This is a genomic window from Kitasatospora sp. NPDC093550, from assembly GCF_044764985.1.
In the GTDB taxonomy this organism is placed as follows: Bacteria; Actinomycetota; Actinomycetes; order Streptomycetales; family Streptomycetaceae; genus Kitasatospora.
Window position 1 is genome coordinate 23682 of record NZ_JBIWJF010000015.1, and the last position, 18761, is coordinate 42442.

Sequence of the window (18761 nt, forward strand, 5' to 3'; positions counted from 1 at the left end):
CAACAACCGCAACAACCGCAACACCCGCAACAACCCCGAGAAACCAGAGGGGACCGCGCATCACCGAGGGAACAGCGCATGACCGGCCAGCGGAAAGGGTCACCGCGAAACCGGCCTCGTGGGCGGTGCCGCCATCGGCACCGCCCACGAGTGCGTCCGGCTCCGTCCCGGCTCCGTCCCGCCGCCGGACCGGCCGCGAGCCCTCCAGCGAGGGCCCGCGCCCTGCGGCGTCGGCCCACGGCGGTACGGTTGCGCTCCGACAGCACACCGCGTGCCAGGGCCCGCGAGGGACGGCCCGACCGGGGTGGCGACCGCGGCAATCGGAAGAAAGGGCGCGCGATGGCGGCGGAGGAGGAGGGCCTGACCGGCCCGGGCGAGTCCGGGTCCGTACCGGGGCCGGAAGCGGAGGCACGCCGGGAGCCGGCGGCCGAGCCGCCCGGTGAGCGCCGGTCCGAGCCGAGGTCCGTCCCCGAGCTGTTGCTCGGCCGGCCGCCGATGGCCCGCCCGCTGCCGTCCTTCGACCACGACGCCGCCCCCGCCGAGCCCGGTCCGCTGCTCGTGGACTGGCTCGCCACCGCGCTGGACGCCGGGGTGCTGGACCCGCAGGCGTTCACCCTCTCCACCGTCGACGCGGACGGCATGCCGGACGCCCGGGTGCTGGTGCTGCGCGACGTCGACGCGGCCGGCACCGGCTGGAACTTCTCCGCCGCCGCCGACAGCCCCAAGGGCCGGCAGCTCGCCGACCACCCGGCCGCCGCGCTGACCGTCTACTGGCCGCAGCTGGGCCGCCAGGTGCGGGTGCGCGGCAGCGTCGAGCGGGCCGCCGACCTGGTCGCCGCCGCCGAGTTCGCCACCCGCTCGCCCGCCGCCCGGGCCTCCTCGCTGGTCGGCCGGCAGAGCGAGCCGCTGGCCGCGCTGACCGAGTACGACGAGGCGGTGGCGGTCGCCCGCCGCCGGCTGGAGGCGCACCCGGACGTGGTCCCGCCCGGGCACGCCGTCTACACCCTGTGGGCGCACGAGGTGGAGTTCTGGCAGGGCGACTCCCAGCGCCGGCACGTCCGGCTGCGCTACACCCGCACCGGCCCGGTCAGCTCCCCGGACTGGTCGCGCACCCTGCTCTGGCCGTGAGGCGCCGCCGGCCGCGGGTGACCGCGGCCGGCGGGTAGCCGCCGGACCTACCGGCGGCCGGTCAGCGTGGCGCCCACACTGGCCGCCACCACGCAGCCGATCCCGGCCAGCTGCGACGCCCCCAGCAGCTGGCCGAGCACGACCAGGCCGACCAGCGCGCTGACCGCCGGCTCCAGACTGACCAGCACGCTGAACACCCGCTGCGGCATCCGTCGCAGCGCGGTCATCTCCAGCGCGTACGGGATCACCGGGAGCAGCAGCGACACCCCGGCGACCGCGGCGAGCAGCAGCAGCGGCGAGGAGCCGGACGCGGTCAGCCCGTGCCAGGCCTCGCCCAGCCCGAACGGCGCCAGCGCCAGCGCACCGACCGTCATCGACACCGCCAGGCCCTGGAACCCCTGGAAGGTCGCGCCGACCTTGTCGGTGAACAGGATGTACGCCGCGTAGCAGGCGGCCGCCCCGAAGGCGTAGAGCAGCCCGACCGGGTCGAGCGAGCCGCCGCCGTCCCCCTCGCCGAGCAGGGTCAGCAGCGCCACGCCGGCGGCCGCGAGCAGCGCCCAGAGCAGGTGGCTGGCGCGCCGGGCGAAGACCAGGGCGACCGCGAGCGGGCCGAGGAACTCGATGGTCGCGGCGGTGCCCATCGGCAGTCGGTCGATCGCCCCGGCGAACAGGAAGGTCATCCCGGCCGAGGCCACGCCGAGCAGGGCGGCCGCGCCGAGGTCGCGCGGACGCTTGTCGCGCAGCTCCGGCCGGGTGACGGCGAGCAGGATGACGGCGGCGAAGCCGAGCCGCAGGAAGGTCGTGCCGCTGACCCCGAGCGGGCCGAAGAGGGGCTTGGACAGCGCGATCCCGGTCTGCACCAGGAACATCGCGGTCAGACAGAGAAGCGGCGCCGGGATCCTCTCCGGGCGCCGCAGGATCGTGCCGAGCCGGCCGCTGGTCCGGCCGGCCTGTCCTTCGGGTGGCGCCGCGGGGCCGGACGCCCCACCTCGTCGCCAGCTGCCCCGCTCGCCGGCGGGCTCGCCCTTGGGGGCGGGCGGCATGGCAAGGGCCTCGGCGACGGCGGCGGCCGACGACGAGGCGGTGGGGGGTGCGCTGGTATGGGAGGTGGGCATGCTCGCGAGTGTGCCGTAAGGAGTGATGAACCAGCAAGCTCGTTACAAATATCGGGACGGATGCGGACGGGTGCGTCCCAAAGGGTGGACTCGCGGGGGCGCCGCGGCGTGGTTGCCGCATTCGTCCGATGGTCCGTCAGTATCAAGGCCGGGTGCGCTATCTCCGCCCTGCGGCCCTCCTCGCCGCCTCCCTCGTGCTCCTGCTGGCCACCGACGGGACGGGCGTGCGCGCCGAAGCCACCGTTCCGTCCGCCGCCGCCGTCCCCCGCATCCGGGCCCGCGCCCTCCCGGACAAGGGCGTCCCGCCCCGCTTCCGGGAGAGCTGGAACGGCCCCGCCTTCGACGTCTGCGCCGCGCCCCCGCTGGACACCCTGCGGACCTGGCGCACCGCCTCCCCGTACGGGGCGATCGGCGTCTACACCAGCGGCTCCCAGCGCGCCTGCGGCCAGGCCCGGCTCACCGCCGAATGGGTGCGGCAGGCGCGCGCGATGGGCTGGCGCTTCCTGCCGGTGCACGTCGGACTGCAGGCGCCGTGCGCCGACCCGACCCGCAAGCCCAAGCGGATCGACCCGGCGAACGCCGTGCGGCAGGGCCGGGACGAGGCGGCCGAGGCCACCCGCGCGCTGCGCTCGCTCGGATTCGGCCCGGGCAGCCCGGTCTACCTGGACATCGAGGCCTACCCGATGCGCGACCCGGCCTGCGGCCAGGCCGTGGTCGACTTCACCCTCGGCTGGACCCAGGCCCTGCACTCCGCCGGCTACCGCTCCGGCTTCTACTCCAGCCTCGACTCCGGCATCGCCGACCTGGCGGCCGCCCACCGGGTCGGCAGCACCCCGATGCCCGACTCCCTCTGGTACGCCCGCTGGGACGACCACGCCGACACGGCCGGCTCCGGTGCCCTCGCCGCCGACCTCTGGACCGTCCACCAGCGCGTCCACCAGTACCGCGGCAACGTCCCGGAGACCTACGGCGGTGCCACCCTCACCATCGACCGCAACCAGGTGGACGGTCCGACCGCCGGCTGAGGCTCCCGCCGGTAGGGTGGCCCCCGGTCCGGCGGAGGGGGCGGCATGGCGAACGGCCAGGGACAGGGACACGGCGGCGCGGACGGGTACGGGTACGGACCCGGCGCCGCGGGCGGTCAGGGCGCGGTACCGCCGCAGAACCCGTACGGGCCGCCGGCGCCGTACGGCCACAACCCGTACGCCCAACCCGTCCCGCCGCAGCAGCCGTACGCCCAGCAGTCTCCGGCTGGCGCCCAACAGCCTTACCCCGCACCGCAGTTCGGTGCCCAGCAGCCGCAGCCGCAGCCGCAGCCGCACCAGCAGCACGCCCAGCCCCAACCGCAGCCCGGCGGGTTCCCGGGCCCGCTGCCGCGCCGCAGCCGCGTCGCCGTCCTGCTCCAGTTCCTGCTGCAGTGGATCTACGCCCCGCTCTGGATCGCCGCCCTGGTGCTCCTCTTCGTCGTCCTGATCTTCGCGGACTACAACGGCAGTGGCCCCAGCTCGGACGGCTGGCTGAAGGTCAACCGCACCTTCATCCCCCCGCGCCGTCTGAAGGCCGAGCTCACCGGCCGCCCGGAGGACTGGGAGCGCTACGTCACCCCGATCCTGGAGCGCCGGATCGCCGCCGCCGAGGCCTCGCACGCGGCCGGCGGCGGCGAGGTGCAGGCCGACCTCGGCCGACAGGTGGCGGTCCGGCTCGCGGCGCGCCTCTACCGGGGCCTCGGCGCGGCCGGCGTGGTCCGGATCGCCGAGCGGCACGGCTGGCACGGCTCGCCCGTCGGCACCGACGCCGGCCACGTCGGGCTGGTCCGCCGCTTCCCCGCCCCGGCCGGCCCTCCCGCCCCCGCCCCGCACGACCCGCCCGCCGCCCCCGGCACCCCGTGGGGCCCGCAGCCGACCCGTTCCGCGCTGCTGCTCCCGTTCGTCTTCCTGTTCCAGATCCTCTACGTCCCGGTGTACGGCCTGGCCACCTTCTGGGTGAACCGTCCCGAGCCCGACTACTGGGAGCGCTGGGGCGCCCGCTGGACGGTCGGCCCGCGTGCCTTCCGGGCCGAGTTCACCGACAGCCCCGCCGCCTGGGACCGCCACATCCGCCGCATCCTCCAGCGCGACACCAAGCGCGAACTCGCCCGCACCCCCGACAGCTACGCCAAGCTCGCCGCCCCCGACGGCACCTACTACCGCCGCATCCAGCTCCACCGCGCCACCTACCGCGGCGCCGGCGCCCACCACGCCCTGCGCATCGCCGCCGAGCACGGCTGGACCCTCGACCCCGCCTACACCCCCGACCCCGCCAACTCCCTCCGCCTCTGCCGCCGCGAACAGCGCTGATCAGCGGTCCATCGGAACCCGGTGCCTCATTTCGGCGATCCGATGGTGAGCGTCCGGTCGTGCGGATACGTTGGCCAGGAGTTCGGACGCGAAAGATACGGGGGATCGATGGCGAACACGATCTGGGATGCGTTCGGCGGGGGGCCGGTGGCGAAAGCGGGGAGCCCGGTGCCATCGCCGTCCCCGGGGCCGGTGCCGACCGTGCCCGACGTCGAGGTACATCCGGAGAAGCTCCGTCCTGTCGGGGAGCATGCGGACGCCTTGTTCGCCAGGCTCCAGGTCGGCTCGGGTGAGCTCGCGGAGAAGACCAAGGCCGCACAGAAACAACTTGAGACCTGGCCCTCCGGCTCCGTGGTGGGATCTGCTCTCGACGCCTGGGAGAAGAACCTGGATGCCTTGAGGAACGATCTCGGGCAGACCGCTGAGAACATCCGCCAGACCGTCAACGCCTATGTCACTCACGAGCAGGCGACAGCGAGCAACTTCGGCGGGGGAAACTGACCATGGTCACCGTTCCACAGCTTCGTGGGATCTCCCTGGGGCCCCTGCTCAGTGCTGCCGAGTCGTGGGACGCTGCGGCGACCAGGCTGGAGGGCATCGCCAATGACGCTGACCGCGACCTCAAGTCGGCCCTCGATGACTCGGTGTGGAAGGGCGACCCAGCCGAGACCGCCAAGAAGCGGATCGGCACGATCTGCGAGGCGTTGCATGCCGGCGCCCGCGTCACCCGTGCCAACGCGCAGGCCCTGCGGCGTGCGCACCGGGCGCTCTCCGTGGCCCAGAAGGGCCTCAACGATGCGCTCGACAGCGCCCGGAGGACGGACTTCACCGTCAGGGACGACGCTTCCGTCGAGTGGCCGAAGGCGAGTTACGCGGACCGGCACGACACGGAGTACGAGCCGGCCATGCGCCGCGAGGCGACAGCCATTCGGGACCGAGTGGTCGCGGCACTGACCCTGGCCGCCCAGGCGGACCAGGAACTCTCCGCCGCCCTCTCGTTCAACCTCGCCACCCCCGACAACTCGTCGAACACCAATGGCTGGCTCCGCGGCAGCGACGAGCGTGGTGGGCGCAGGCAGGGGAACGACCGCGCCGCCGACCGGGCCCAGGGCGGCGACGGGAGCAACGACAACTTCAACAATGACTGGGCGGGCCGGGCGATCCTGGAGCGCTACCTGACCGGGGGTGGCGACTGGACCATCGTCAACGACCAGTCCTGGAGCGACTACATGAGCGCCAACACCACGCTCAACGGAAAGCTGGACAAGCGCTTCGAGGAGATAGCCCAAGAGGCGGTCAAGCAGTACCCGGACGGCGGCACGGGAGGGTTCGACCGCACGACCGGCATGGAGATCGAGAACGGTGAGGGGATGGTGGGTTACCAGTACCTCCACGGCACGGACAGCACCGTCGGCGGCTTCGGAATCAAGGGGAACCGCCAAGTGGTCAAACTGGCCGACGGCACCTATGAAGTCCACATCAAGTCCGCGTGCACCTGGAACGACATCGTGGACCCGAACCCCAAGTACTCAACGGACAAGTCGAAGGCGGACATCGGAGACATCATTTCCCTGGGGCAGGCGGAGTCGTACCAGTTCCACCTGACCTGGCCCCGTGAGTCGGTGATCCGGCTCGACGCGGACGGGAACGTGCTCACGACCGTGAGTGGGCAGCCGAAGAAATGATCCGGTGGCGGAGGGCGCGGCTGGGGATCGGGTCGATCGGGGTGCTGGCGGTGATGGTGGCGGCGGGCGGGTGCGGTGGTGCGTCGACGGGGCCGGGGGCGGTGCACACCAATCGGCTGCACACGGACAGCGAGGCCCGGCCGGACTACTGGGTGCGCGCGCCGTACGACCGGTACGCGCTGCTGGTCGAGGAGAGCGCGGAGCCCGGGGGCGGCAGGGGGTGGCGCGGGGTGGTGCGGGCCTACACGCCGTCGGTGCGCGGTGAGGGCGAGTTGAAGGACGTGCTGTGGCGGGACGACACGCTCTACGACAGCGGCAAGGACCAGCCGGAGTACCGGTGGCAGGAGGGCGGCCGACAGGTCTGGATCTTCACCGACCGGCGCCGCGCCGCGGTCGGGGCCGTGGACGAGGTGCGGGTGGTCGAGCCGGGGGCGGACGGGGTGTGGCGGAGCCGGACCCTCGCGCCGGAGCAGTACGGGGCGATCCCGGGGGACGTGCGCACCCGGTTGCCGGCGGAGCTGCGGCAGCGGGCGGAAGCCGGTACGGCCGGGGCGGGGGATGGTGGGCCGTGATCCGTGCAACGGGCCCGGGATGCTGACAGGGGGTGGTGCGGGGCGGCAAAATCGGGCAGGTCCGCGCCCATTACCGCCCAGTAGGTGCCGCAGGCGCAGGCTGCCAGTGCCGCCCGGTCAAGGAGGACCCGTGTTCAGCACGATGCAGGACGTTCCGCTCACCGTCGCCCGGATCCTGGAGCACGGGTCCACGATCCACGGCCGTTCGACCGTCACCACCTGGGACGGCACCGGGCCGGTCGTCCGCAGCTACGCCGAGGTGGGCGCCCGCGCCGCACAGCTGGCGTGGGCGCTGCGCGACGAGCTCGGGGTGGCCGGGGACGACCGGGTCGCCACCCTGATGTGGAACAACGCCGAGCACCTGGAGGCGTACCTGGCCGTCCCCGCGATGGGGTCCGTGCTGCACACGCTCAATCTGCGGCTGCCCGCGCAGCAGCTGTCCTTCATCGTCAACCACGCCGCCGACCGCGTGATCATCGTCAACGGCTCGGTGCTCCCGCTGCTCGCCGCCGTCCTGCCGGAGCTCGCGCCCACCCTCAAGCACATCGTGGTGAGCGGTCCCGGCGACCGCTCGCTGCTGGCGGGCTTCGCGGGCGGCGTGCACGACTACGAGGAGCTGATCGCCGGCCGGCCCACCGCGTACCCGTGGCGCGGCGACATCGACGAGCGGCAGGCCGCCGTGCTCTGCTACACCTCCGGCACCACCGGCGACCCGAAGGGCGTGCTCTACAGCCACCGTTCGGTCTACCTGCACTGTCTGCAGGTCAACACCGGCGACAACTTCGCCTTCACCCCGCGCGACACCGCGCTGCCGGTCGTCCCGATGTTCCACGTGAACGCCTGGGGCATCCCGCACGCCGCCTTCATGTCCGGCGCCAACCTGCTCATGCCGGACCGCTTCCTCCAGCCCAAGCCGATGGCCGAGATGATCGCCGCCGTCCGCCCCACCGTCAGCGCCGCCGTCCCCACCATCTGGAGCGGCCTGCTGGACGAGCTCGACGCGGGCGACTACGACACCTCCAGCCTGCGCATGGTGGTCATCGGCGGCAGCGCCTGCCCGCCGTCGCTGATGCAGGGCTTCGAGGAGCGCCACGGCATCCGGGTCATCCACGCCTGGGGCATGACCGAGACCTCTCCGCTCGGCTCCTTCGCCCAGCCCCCGGGCGGCCTCACCCCCGAGGAGGAGTGGCCGTACCGGATCACCCAGGGCATCTTCCCGGCCTCCGTCGAGGCCCGGCTGATCGGCCCGGGCGGCGAACGGATGCCGCACGACGGCGTCTCGGCGGGCGAGCTGGAGGTGCGCGGCCCGTGGATCGCCGGGGCCTACTACGGCGGCGCCGGGCAGGACCCGGTCCGCCCGGAGGACAAGTTCTCCGAGGACGGCTGGCTGCGCACCGGGGACGTCGGCACCATCACCGCCGACGGCTACCTGACCCTCACCGACCGGGCCAAGGACGTCATCAAGTCCGGCGGCGAGTGGATCTCCTCGGTCGACCTGGAGAACCAGCTGATGGCGCACCCCGAGGTGGCCGAGGCCGCCGTGGTCGCCGTCCCGGACGAGAAGTGGGGCGAGCGCCCGCTGGCCACCGTGGTGCTGCGACCGGGCGCGACGGTCGGGCTGCGGGAGCTGCGGACCTTCCTGGCCGGACGGATCGCCTCCTGGCAGCTGCCGGAGCGCTGGTCGATCGTGGAGTCGGTGCCGAAGACCTCGGTGGGCAAGTTCGACAAGAAGGTGATCCGGGCCAGCTACGCGGCCCAGGAGCTGGACGTCACGGTGCTCGGCAAGGAGTAGCGGCGGGCACGGAAGAGGGCCGGCCGCGCCCGTACCGAACGGGGCGGCCGGCCCTTCGACGTGTCGGAGCGCTCGGCCCGCGGCGGCGACGCCCGCGCCTCAGCCCGCTGCGGCGACGCCCGCCTCGCCCATCGCGCCGATCCGCCCGAGCAGGTCGACGATCCGGCCCTGGACGTCCTCGGTGGTCGAGCGCTCGGCGAGGAACAGCACCGTCTCGCCGGTACGCAGCCGGGGCAGTTCGCGCGGGTCGAGGTCGACGGAGGTGTAGACCACCAGTGGGGTGCGGTGCAGCCGGTCGTTGGCGCGCAGCCAGTCCAGCAGGCCGACCCGGCGGCGGCGGATCTGCAGCAGGTCCATCACCACCAGGTTGGGCTGCACGCTGCTGGCCCGGGCCACGGCGTCGTTCTCGTCCACCGCGTGCTCGACGTGCATGCCGCGCCGTTCCAGGCTGCTGATCATGGCGGCGGCGATGTCCGGGTCGCTCTCGACCAGCAGGACGCGCGGCGCGTGGTGCTCGCCGTCGCGCGGTGCGAGGGCGCGCAGCAGCACGGCCGGGTCGGCGCCGTACGCGGTGTCCCGGGTGGCCTGGCCGAGGCCGGCGGTGACCAGCACCGGGACGCGGCGGTTGAGCGCCGCGGTGCGCAGGGACTGCAGCGCGGTGCGGGTGATCGGTCCGGTGAGCGGGTCGACGAAGAGGGCGGCCGGGAAGGCGGAGGCCTGGGCGTCCACCTCCTCGCGGGAGCTGACGATCACCGGCAGGTAGCCACGGGCCTGGAGGGCCTGCTGGGTGGCCGGGTCGGGCTCGGGCCAGACCAGCAGCCGCCGGGTGTTGGCCAGCTCGCCGCCGGCGGCCGACGCCTGTTCGGCGGCGGGCCGCTGTTCGGCGGCCGGGAGTTCGGCCATCGGGCGCGGGGCGGTCCGGGCCTCGGCGGGGCCGGACTGCTGCGCGGGGAGCACGGTTACCGGCGGGGCGCCGAGCGGCCGCGGCGGGGCGAGCTCGCCCAGGCCGGTGCCGACCGGGCGCGGGCCGGACGGGTCCTCGGCGGCGGCCAGCGCGGACCGGGCGGGCTCCAGCGCGGTGCCGGGGCCGCCCGCGTCCTGGCCGGACGGTACGGGCAGGGCGGACGGAGCGGGTGCGCCCACCGGCACGTCGGAGCCCGGTCCCGGCGGGACGGCCAGCCGGCGGCGGCGTCCGGTCGGGGCCGCGGCCGGTTCGGGCAGCGCGGGTGCGGGGCCGGCCGGCAGGGCGTGCTCCAGGCCGGGGTACACCGGGGTGTCGGCCGTCCCGGGCAGGGCGAAGCCGCCGGAGGAGTCCTCGGCGGAGGGCAGGGCGCGGCGTCGGCGGGGCTTGGGTTCGGCCGAGGCCTCCTCCGGGGCGGGCCCGTCGGTGGGGGTGCCGCCCGGCGGGGTGCCGTCGGCGGCCGGGGCGGGGGCCGGGCCGAGCGCGAGCGGCTCGCGTCCACCGGGCCGCTGCTGCTGGTTCCGCTCGCCCTCGACGGGCACGGCGTAGGCGGGGCCGGAGCGGCCGTCGTCCTTGCCCCAGGGGTCGTTCGGCGCACCGTCCGGGCCGGGCAGGCCCTGGCGGCCGTACGCCGGGTCGTTGCCGGTGCCGTTCCACTGCTCGGGGACGGCCCGCTCGACCCGGGCGGGGGCGTTGGGCCACTGGTCGGCGGGGCCGTCGGAGGCGGCGGGCGGCGGGGTCTCGGCGGCGGGGCGGCCGCGGCGGCCGCGCCGCTCGGGGGCCCCGGCCTCCTCGGCGGGCGCCTGCTCGGCCTCCGGGGCCGTGCGGTCGGGCCGCTCGTCGGCGGCCGGCTCGGTGTTCCCGGTGGTGCTCGGCAGCTGCGGGATGCCCGGCAGCTCGGGCAGGACGGCGCTGTCGCTCTCCTTGGGCCGGTCGGAGCGGCCCTCGGCGGCGGCGCGTTCGGCGGCGGCCTTCGCGGCGGCCGGGTCCAGCGGCAGTTCGACGACGTACGTGGTGCCGGCCTTGCCGGGCAGCTCGTGCGGCTGGAGCACCCCGCCGTGGCGCTCGACCACCGCGCGGGCTATCGGCAGGTGGACGGGGCTGCCGCCGATGCCGGGGCCGCGGATCTCGATCCGGGCGACCTCGCCGCGCTGGGCGGCGGCCAGCACGACGGTCGGCGGCTCGGGGGCGGGCGGCGGCACGGGCGCCGCGCCGTTGTGGAGACCGGGCACCGCCAGACCGGGGGAGGGGGAGGCGGGGGCATCCAGGGCGAAGCCGACGCCGCTGACGTCGGCGACCAGGTGGGCCAGTGCCTGCGCGAGCCGTCGCTCGTCGGCGATCACCTCGACCGCGGCGGCGTGCACGGAGAAGCGCACCCGGCCGGGGCCGACCAGCTCGCCGGCCTCCTCGACGGCCCGGCGGACCACCGTGTCCAGGGCGACCGGCACCTGCGCCGCGGCCTTCCGGCGGCCCTTGCCGTCCTGGGCCTCCTTGCCGTCCTTGCCGTCCTTGGCCTCCGACGGGCCGCTCTCGCCGGCCTCGCTGCGCTGGTGGTCGAGGACCCCGTCGATCAGCTTCCCGAAGCGGCGGCACTCGGCGGCGAGCCGGCGCAGCGTCCAGTTGGCCTCGGGCCAGAGCTGTCCGGCCGGGTCGGCGGCGAGCGCGTCCAGCCGCTGGTTCAGCGCGGTCAGCGCGCCGCCCAGCTCGCTCTCCAGGACGGCGGTGAGGTGCTCGTTGCGGGCGATCAGGGCGAGTTCGCGGCTGCGGTCGGTGAAGGTCATCACCGCGCCGACCAGCTGGTCGCCGTCCCGGACCGGGGCGGTGGTGAGGTCGACGGTGACCGGCCGGCCGTCCTTGCGCCACAGCACGGTGCCGCGCACCCGGTGCTTGCGCCCGGAGGTCAGGGTGTCCAGGAGCGCGGACTCCTCCAGCGCCAGCGGGGTGCCGTCGGCCCGGGAGTGCTGGATCAGCGGGTGCAGCTCGCGCCCGCCGAGCTCGCTCGCCCGGTACTCCAGGATGTGCGCGGCGGCCGGGTTGACCAGCACGCAGCGGCCTTCGAGGTCCACCCCGAGCACGCCCTCGGCGGCGGCGCGCAGGATCATCTCGGTCTGCTTGTGCTGGCGTCGCAGTTCGGCCTCGACCCCGAGCCGGCCGGAGAGGTCGCGGACCAGCAGCAGGAGCAGGTCCGAGGAGGACGGCGAGCGGGAGCCCTCGCGGTACGGGTCGTACGGGACGAGCGGGGAGAGCGCGTAGCCGCGGCCGTTGTCGTTGTCGTCGGCGAAGTCGTTGCCGGAGACCTCGACCGGGAAGGTGGTGCCGTCGGTGCGGTGGGCGGTCATCCGGACCGGGCGGTCGAGGGCGTCGCCGTCGCGGGTGGCCGGGCGCATCGAGCCGGGGATCCGGCTGGGGTCGAACTCGGGGAGCAGGCCCAGCACGCCCATGCCGACCAGCGAGGTGCCCGGCGCCTGCAGCGCTTGGACCGCGGCGCTGTTGGCGTCCACGACCGTGCCGTTGCTGTTCACCAGCAACAACGCGTCGGGCAGGGCGTCGAGTATGGCGGCGAGGCGAGCAGCGCCTCGGATCGGCCTGCTGCTCACGTCGACAGGTCTCCTCGGCTCGGGGCAGCTCCTCCGGAGACGGCAGTATCTCATTCTTCTTTGCGGCGGGGACGACCCGCCTAGTAACGTTGGCGGTGGTTGGTGCCGAGCCCCACGGTTGTGGCATCATCACTGACACACGGAACGGGTCCGCTTCGCGCGGGCGTGGTCCATGTGGGGAGGCTTCGCCTAGTCCGGTCTATGGCGCCGCACTGCTAATGCGGTTTCGGGGTTATTCCTGATCGAGGGTTCAAATCCCTCAGCCTCCGCCAGTCGGGAGCCCCCGTCGACGATCTTGTCGACGGGGGCTCTTCGCGTTCCCGGGGGACGTCGGGGCCGGTCGGGGCGGGCGCGGGCGGGCCTCCGGCAGGGGTCGGGAGCAGGGCCGGGAGGGGCCCCGGGGGAATCGATTTCGCCCCACGTCGCAGGTCATGTAATGTTGTCCCCGCACCGCCCCGGGGGCAACGTTCACCGGGGCGAGCGCTCATAGCTCAACGGATAGAGCACTTGACTACGGATCAAGAGGTTGCAGGTTCGAATCCTGCTGAGCGCACCAAAACTCCGCAAGATCGGGTTCGCCCGTTCCTTGCGCTCATAGCTCAACGGATAGAGCACTTGACTACGGATCAAGAGGTTGCAGGTTCGAATCCTGCTGAGCGCACCATCGAGAAGCCCCCGGCCACCGGCCGGGGGCTTCTCCCGTTTCCGGATGCCTCCACCGCCTTCGGGCCGGCTCCGTCCGATTGGTGCCGATTGCCGCCCAACGGATGACATGCGGTCGTTTCGGGTAGATCCCCGCCCTGCCGCCCGGATGGCGCCAAACGGGTGGGAGGCGGGCAGAACCGCAGGTGTCGCAGTATGACCGGTTCGGGATCGTGCTTCCTTTTTGTCGGATCTTGTGCCTGCCCAGACTGCCCGCCCGACCCGGCAGCCGACCGCGAAGGAGAGCCGGATGAGCCGCCAGTTCCCCCGCACCGCTGCCGCCCTGGCCGTTCTCACGGCCGGGCTGCTGACCGGCTGGAACGTCCCGCTCGCGGTGGCCCAGCAGACCCCCGACACCTGGTCGGGGGAACACCGGGCGGTGCTGCCCTCCGGCCTTTCCGTGCAGCTCGACTTCGAGGCCTCGCCCGGAGTGCGGGTCACCGCCGGAACCGGCGAATTGGCGGACCGGGCCGGAGGAGGACGGTCCGCCGCCCTCTACACGGACGGAATCCGCCCCGGAGACCCGGCGCAGACCTTCGAACTCACCCCGGACCGCCCGCAGGCGGACGGCTCCTGGCGCACCGCGGGAACGCTCCGGCTGACCTTCTCGCGCCCCGTCCGCAATCCCCGGCTGCACCTCAGCGGTCTCGCCACGGTCGCCACCGGGAAGTCCGGCACCACGGGGACCGCCACCCGGCTGACCCTCACCGGCGGCTCGCCCACCGCCCCCGTGCTGGTCCACCGCACCGACTTCCCCGGCTGGAAGGTCGACGCCAACACCCTCGCCCCCGCGGGCCAGGACGGCACCGCCGACGGCTCGGCCGGCTCGGCCGCCGAGGGCTCCCTGGAACTCGCGGGGACGTTCGGCACCGCGGTGTTCCGGGTCGAGCAGCGCTCCACCGCCCGGGCCGGCAGCACCACCGCCCCGCCCGTCCTGCGCCAGGCGTACACCGTCAGCGTCGACGAGGACCTGGGCACCGCGCCGCAGGCCTACGGCAACGCCTCGCACGTGCTCTCCGACCTCTTCCTCGGCGCCGACGCGGCGGGCCCCGGCCGACGTGACGGCGCCCCGTCCGTCGCCGCCGCGGACGACGAGCCGCTGGTCCGGCTGGACCACGGCGCCTCGCTGACCAGCCCCTTTGCCAGACCCTTCGGCAGTCCGCCGCCGCCCAAGCTCCAGCCCGGCCGCGGCGAGTACCTGGGCGCCGACCCGTCGATCAGCTTCCCCACCGAGGCCGCGATCGGCCGCTACTACCGGGTGACCGTCCCGGTCCGGGTGGGCGACCAGCCCGCCACCCTGGCCGGCTGGATCGACTTCGGGCACGCCGGCCGCTTCGAGGCCGCCCAGCGGGTGCAGACCGAGGTCCGGCCCGGTGCCGACACCGCGACCCTGGAGTGGACCGTCCCCTCCGGCGCCGCCTCGGGCGAGACCTGGGCCCGGCTTCGGCTCGGCCGCGACACCAGTCAGCTGGTCTCCTCCGGCGGCTTCGCGGACTCCGGCCAGGTCACCGACCAGCGGATCAAACTGACCGTCGGGGCCGCCCGGCCGGAGATCGCCGAGCCGGTCGACGGCACCGTCCTCTCCGAAGCCCGTCCGGAGATCAGCGGCGAGGGCGCGGTGGCCGGCGCCACGATCGAGGTCCGGGAGGGCGACACCGCGCTCTGCAAGGCCAAGGTCGGGCGCGACGGCGACTGGTCCTGCCGCCCGGCCGCGGCCCTCGCCGCCGGCCCGCACGGCCTCACCCCGGTGGAGACCACCAGCGGCGGGGTGGTGCTGCGCGGCGAGGCGGTCAAGGTCACCGTGAAGACCGCGCCGCCGACCGCCCCCGCCCTCACCCTCCCCGCCTACACCAACGACCCCGGGCTGCAGCTCACCGGCACCGGCGACGCGGGCAGCACCGTCTCGGTCACCGAGCGCTCCACGGGCGGCGAGCTGTGCAGCACCGCGGTGCGGACGGACGGCCAGTGGTCCTGCCTGCCGGTCGAGAACCTGACGGAGGGGACGCACCAGCTCACCCCGGTCGCCGTCGACGCGGCGGGGAACCGGACGGCCGGGCAGCAGGCCGCGCTGGTGGTCGACACCGTCCCGCCGGACCGGCCGGTGCTCGGCTCGCCGGCCTCGGGGGAGACCCTGCGGGTCAGCCGCCCGAAGCTCGCCGGACGGGCGGAGCCGGGCACGAACGTGCTGGTCACGGCGGGGTCGAGCGCGATCTCCGACCAGCGGACGGTGCTGTGCGGGGCGCCGGCGGCCCTCGACGGCAGCTGGACCTGCACCGCGAACCGGGACCTGACGGCCGGGGATCAGTGGCTGACCGTCACGGCCACGGACCTGGCGGGGAACGGGACCTCGGCCGACCCGGTACGGGTCCGGGTCGCCGCCGCGGTGGCCGTGCCGAGCCCGGTGACACCCAGCCCGGTGACGCCCAGCTCGGTGACGCCCAGCTCGGTGACGCCCGGCCCGGTGGCTTCGGCGTCAGCGGTGCCGAGCCCTGTGGCGTCGAGCCCGACGGTTCCGGGCCCGTCGGCATCGGTGTCGGCCGTTCCGAGCGCGGCGGTGTCGAGCCCGGTGGTTCCGAGCCCAGGGGTGTCGAGCCCGGCGACGCCCAGCCCGTCGGCGTCGGCGTCGGCGTCGGTGGCGGCGTCGGTGGCGGCTTCGGCTTCCGCTTCGGCGGTGCCGAGCCCGAGCCCGAGCCCGTCCGTCGTGGCCGTACCCGAGGTACCGGTGGCGACTCCGCCGGCGGTGCTGCCGATCGTCGTGCCGCCCGTGGTCGCTCCGACCGCAGTGCCGAGTCCGGTGGCGCCGAGCCCGGCGGCGGCTTCGGCGGGCTCCGCGACGCCGACCGCGAGTGCGTCGAGTCCCGGTCCGAGCCCGTCGGTGGTGGCGGTACCCGAGGTGTCGGCGCCGGTGCCGCCGGCGGTGCTGCCGATCGTCGTGCCGCCGGTGGCGCCCGGGCCGGTGGTGGTTGCGTCGGGCTCCGCGGAGCCCGGCCCCGTCCCGTCGGGGTCCGCGCTCCCGTCGACCCCCGCGAGTGCTTCCCCGACCTCAACCGCGACCTCAACCCCGACCTCAACCCCGAGCCCGACCCCGAGCCCGGGCCCGACCTCCGCCGTCAGCCCGTCCAGGGCGGCCGTCGCCGCGCCGACCGGTGGACCCTCGTCGGCCGAACCGGTCGGATCCGTCGAAGCCGTCGAAGCCGAGCCCGTCAAGGGCACCGCCCGGCCGCTTCCGGTGCCGCCCTCGGCGGAGGGCACGCAGGGTGTGGCGGGGCGGTCCGAGGACTCCGGTTGGCGCGGTGGGCTCGCCGGGATCCTGTTGATGCTCACCGGGATCGGGCTGATCACCCGTCGGGTGTTCGCCCGCGGTCCCGGTGCTCGAAGGCGCTGACCAGCGCCGATCGTCCCGACCGTCAGTTCATGTGCCTGCGCGTCAGGTCGGCTTTGGACGATACGTCAGGAAATGTCGACACACCTGGGATCAAATGTCGCATTTGATGACGTATGAACTTAGCCTGACCCTGGCACTGCCCGTCAGATCCGGGCCGCCCGTTGCGCGACACACCGACCCAGAGGATCCGTGCATGGACGTCACCCGCGACTCTTCGCAGCGACCCGACCATCTGCCCGAGGCGCTCCCGCCGACGCTGCCGGAACGTTTCGCCTCCGGCTCCAGCCCGCTGGTCAGAGCCACCGCGATCACGGCGGCCAAGGCGGCCAAGCCGGTCGGCCCGGCCGACAGCGGGCCGCCGACCACTCCGATGGCCGTCGTCCCCGGACCGTCGTCCGCCGCTCCCGCGGACCTGCGCGACCCGCTGGAGACCGGCGGCCCGGAAACCGTCGGGATCCTCGACCCCACCCCGGTCGGAGCAACCGCCGGCACCTCCCGGCGCCCGCCGCGCGCCGACCAGGCGCTGCGCGAGCACGGCGCCACCACGCTGCCCGGCTGGACCGCCCTGCTGGTGGTGCTGCTCGGTCTGGCCGGGGTGCTGTTCGTGCTGCTGCGCACCGGCGTGATCCCGCACTGGGACGTGCTGCCCGACCTGCGCGGCCCCGCCGCGCGGGCGAGCGGACGGGCGGAGGTGGACGCGGCCCCGCTCGCCGGGATCGGCGCGGCCGGCCTGCTGGTGGTCTGCGCCCTCGCCGGGCTGCTGGCCAACGCGGGCGGTGAGACCCGGGTGCTGACCCGCTGGGGCCGCTACCGGGGCACCGTCCGCCGGACCGGTCTGGTCTGGGTCAACCCGCTGCTGCGCCGCCACCGGGTGGACGTGCGGCTGCGGCACTGGCGCAGCGAGCCGGTCAAGGCGGTGGACCGGACCGGCACGCCGATCGTGGTCCGGCTGCTGATCGTCTGGCGGGTCAAGGACACCGCGCGGGCGCTGCTGGCGATCGAGGACCACGAGGGCTACCTGCGCGAGCAGGTCCAGGCGGTGCTCACCCGTACCGCGTCCACCCTGCCCTGCGACAGCAACGCGGCGCCCGGCCCGGCGCTGCGCGACGGGCAGTGGTTCGCCGACGAGCTGACCAGGGCGCTGGCCGCCGAGGTCGCCCCGGCGGGCCTGGAGGTGTACTCGGCGCAGCCGCTCGGGCTGGACTACGCGCCCGAGGTCGCCGAGTCGATGCGCCGCCGCCGACTGGCCGACCTGGACGCGGGCCTGCGGACGGTGCTGGTGGACGACGCGGTGGAGGCGGCGGCGCTCGCCGTCCGGCGTCTGGAGCGCGCCACGGCGCACGAACTGGACGAGGCGGCCCGCAGCGCCCTGATGGAGCAGCTGCTGGTCGCCTTCGTCGCCCCGGCCGGAGTGGCCGCCTCGGTACCGCCCCCGGCCGTCCGCGCCGGGCGGAAGGAAGGACGACCCGCATGAGGATAGCCACCGGCGCGTACGCCGAACCCGCTATCGACCTCGCCGAGGACCTCGACCTGATCGGCTTCGAGGAGCGTCTCGGCACCATCCCCGCGATCGACGGCTGCGGCTGCCCGAACTGCGCGCCCCGGCCGCGTGCCGCCCCCGGCGCCCCGGCGGCCGGGGGCAGCCGAATACACCGGGCCGTGCGCAGCACCTGTCTGGCCACCACCGTGCTGGCGGGCGCCGGCGTCGTCGGCCTGACGGCCGGTGCCGGGTCCGCGCACGCCGCCGCGGGGAAGCAGGGCTGGGACGGGTCGAAGTACTGGTTCAAGAACGGCGCCGGTGAGTGGCGCTGGACCAGCCACTACGACGTGTACGCGAGCCGCACCGGTCGCTCGGGCGGCTCCGGCGGGTCCCCCGGCTCGGGCGCCCAGACCGCCTCCCACGGCTCGGCCTCCTCGGACGGAATGCGCCAGGGGTGGGACGGGTCGAAGTACTGGTTCAAGAACAGCAGCGGTGAGTGGCGCTGGACCAGCCACTACGACGTCTACCTGGACCGCACCGGCCGGTCCGGTGGTGGTGCGGCCCCGGACCGGCCCGTGAGCCGGCCGTCCGCGGACACCGCGCCGGCCTCCGGGAGCACGGAGGCGGCCGTCGACTACGCGCTCGCCCAGCTGGGCAAGCCGTACGTCTGGGGCGGCGACGGCCCGTACGGCTACGACTGCTCGGGGCTGGTGCAACAGGCCTTCCAGCGCGCGGGGATAGACCTGCCGCGGGTGGCCGACGACCAGTACGCGGCGACCACGCCGATCAGCGCGGGGCAGCTGCGCCGCGGTGACCTGGTGTTCTGGTCGGACAGCGGCCGGGCCTCCGGGATCCACCACGTGGGGATATACCTGGGCGGCGGCACGTTCGTGGAGGCGCCCCGGCCGGGCAAGACCATCCGGGTCTCGACCCTCAATCCGGGCTACTACCCGACCCACTTCGGGCGGCCGTAGCGCCGGACGCGCACCGGGCCCCCGACAGCACTGC

The 18761-nt window shown here is 74.7% G+C and carries 12 protein-coding genes and 3 tRNA genes; 13 read left to right on the forward strand and 2 right to left on the reverse strand.

Features of this window, described 5'->3' with window-relative positions:
• Positions 1-339 precede the first annotated feature (339 nt).
• Positions 340-1128: a pyridoxal 5'-phosphate synthase gene (locus ACIRD3_RS23830; protein ID WP_402220059.1), complete on the forward strand. Its 789-nt coding sequence runs from the start codon at positions 340-342 to the stop codon at positions 1126-1128.
• A gap of 47 nt (positions 1129-1175) precedes the next feature.
• On the opposite strand, the gene ACIRD3_RS23835 is transcribed toward ACIRD3_RS23830, so the two are convergent.
• On the reverse strand, positions 1176-2243 hold the full coding sequence (locus ACIRD3_RS23835; protein ID WP_402220062.1) for an EamA family transporter: 1068 nt from the start codon (positions 2241-2243) through the stop codon (positions 1176-1178).
• A gap of 152 nt (positions 2244-2395) precedes the next feature.
• Between ACIRD3_RS23835 and ACIRD3_RS23840 the strand changes: the two genes are divergently transcribed.
• From ACIRD3_RS23840 to ACIRD3_RS23865, 6 genes are all read left to right on the forward strand, one after another.
• Positions 2396-3268, forward strand: coding sequence for a DUF1906 domain-containing protein (locus ACIRD3_RS23840; RefSeq protein ID WP_402220065.1), 873 nt, complete (start codon positions 2396-2398; stop codon positions 3266-3268).
• 45 nt (positions 3269-3313) lie between these two features.
• The gene (locus tag ACIRD3_RS23845) at positions 3314-4579 is read left to right on the forward strand and encodes a hypothetical protein (RefSeq protein WP_402220067.1); all 1266 of its coding nucleotides are present in this window, start codon (positions 3314-3316) and stop codon (positions 4577-4579) included.
• Between the two features lie 108 nt (positions 4580-4687).
• Positions 4688-5080: a hypothetical protein gene (locus ACIRD3_RS23850; RefSeq protein ID WP_402220068.1), complete on the forward strand. Its 393-nt coding sequence runs from the start codon at positions 4688-4690 to the stop codon at positions 5078-5080.
• Between the two features lie 2 nt (positions 5081-5082).
• The gene (locus ACIRD3_RS23855) at positions 5083-6264 is read left to right on the forward strand and encodes a hypothetical protein (RefSeq protein ID WP_402220070.1); all 1182 of its coding nucleotides are present in this window, start codon (positions 5083-5085) and stop codon (positions 6262-6264) included.
• 101 nt (positions 6265-6365) lie between these two features.
• A complete protein-coding gene (locus ACIRD3_RS23860) occupies positions 6366-6836 on the forward strand; it encodes a hypothetical protein (protein WP_402220072.1) in 471 nt (156 codons plus the stop codon).
• A gap of 130 nt (positions 6837-6966) precedes the next feature.
• Entirely contained in the window at positions 6967-8628 is a 1662-nt protein-coding gene (locus ACIRD3_RS23865) for a long-chain fatty acid--CoA ligase (protein ID WP_402220073.1), read from the forward strand.
• A 99-nt stretch (positions 8629-8727) separates the two neighbouring features.
• On the opposite strand, the gene ACIRD3_RS23870 is transcribed toward ACIRD3_RS23865, so the two are convergent.
• Complete coding sequence (locus ACIRD3_RS23870; protein ID WP_402220075.1) at positions 8728-12186, reverse strand: PAS domain-containing protein; 3459 nt, start codon at positions 12184-12186, stop codon at positions 8728-8730.
• 178 nt (positions 12187-12364) lie between these two features.
• Between ACIRD3_RS23870 and ACIRD3_RS23875 the strand changes: the two genes are divergently transcribed.
• The 6 genes from ACIRD3_RS23875 to ACIRD3_RS23900 all read left to right on the forward strand — a co-directional run bounded on the left by ACIRD3_RS23875 (position 12365) and on the right by ACIRD3_RS23900 (position 18727).
• A tRNA-Ser gene (locus ACIRD3_RS23875) sits at positions 12365-12458 on the forward strand.
• Positions 12459-12666: 208 nt separating this feature from the next.
• Positions 12667-12742, forward strand: a tRNA-Arg gene (locus ACIRD3_RS23880).
• Positions 12743-12774: 32 nt separating this feature from the next.
• Positions 12775-12850, forward strand: a tRNA-Arg gene (locus tag ACIRD3_RS23885).
• 288 nt (positions 12851-13138) lie between these two features.
• The gene (locus tag ACIRD3_RS23890) at positions 13139-16273 is read left to right on the forward strand and encodes an Ig-like domain-containing protein (protein ID WP_402220076.1); all 3135 of its coding nucleotides are present in this window, start codon (positions 13139-13141) and stop codon (positions 16271-16273) included.
• A gap of 193 nt (positions 16274-16466) precedes the next feature.
• Positions 16467-17747 carry an SPFH domain-containing protein gene (locus ACIRD3_RS23895; protein WP_402220078.1) on the forward strand — a complete coding sequence of 427 codons (1281 nt, stop codon included), beginning with the start codon at positions 16467-16469 and terminating at the stop codon, positions 17745-17747.
• Complete coding sequence (locus ACIRD3_RS23900; RefSeq protein WP_402220080.1) at positions 17744-18727, forward strand: C40 family peptidase; 984 nt, start codon at positions 17744-17746, stop codon at positions 18725-18727. Before ACIRD3_RS23895 ends, ACIRD3_RS23900 begins: the two co-directional genes overlap by 4 nt.
• The last annotated feature ends 34 nt before the right edge of the window (positions 18728-18761 follow it).

Coding starts and splice junctions, on each gene's coding strand:
- ACIRD3_RS23830 (WP_402220059.1), top strand. CDS start 340: ATGGCGGCGGAGGAGGAGGGCCTGACCGGCCCGGGCGAGTCCGGGTCC.
- ACIRD3_RS23835 (WP_402220062.1), bottom strand. CDS start 2,243: ATGCCCACCTCCCATACCAGCGCACCCCCCACCGCCTCGTCGTCGGCC.
- ACIRD3_RS23845 (WP_402220067.1), top strand. CDS start 3,314: ATGGCGAACGGCCAGGGACAGGGACACGGCGGCGCGGACGGGTACGGG.
- ACIRD3_RS23850 (WP_402220068.1), top strand. CDS start 4,688: ATGGCGAACACGATCTGGGATGCGTTCGGCGGGGGGCCGGTGGCGAAA.
- ACIRD3_RS23855 (WP_402220070.1), top strand. CDS start 5,083: ATGGTCACCGTTCCACAGCTTCGTGGGATCTCCCTGGGGCCCCTGCTC.
- ACIRD3_RS23890 (WP_402220076.1), top strand. CDS start 13,139: ATGAGCCGCCAGTTCCCCCGCACCGCTGCCGCCCTGGCCGTTCTCACG.
- ACIRD3_RS23895 (WP_402220078.1), top strand. CDS start 16,467: ATGGACGTCACCCGCGACTCTTCGCAGCGACCCGACCATCTGCCCGAG.
- ACIRD3_RS23900 (WP_402220080.1), top strand. CDS start 17,744: ATGAGGATAGCCACCGGCGCGTACGCCGAACCCGCTATCGACCTCGCC.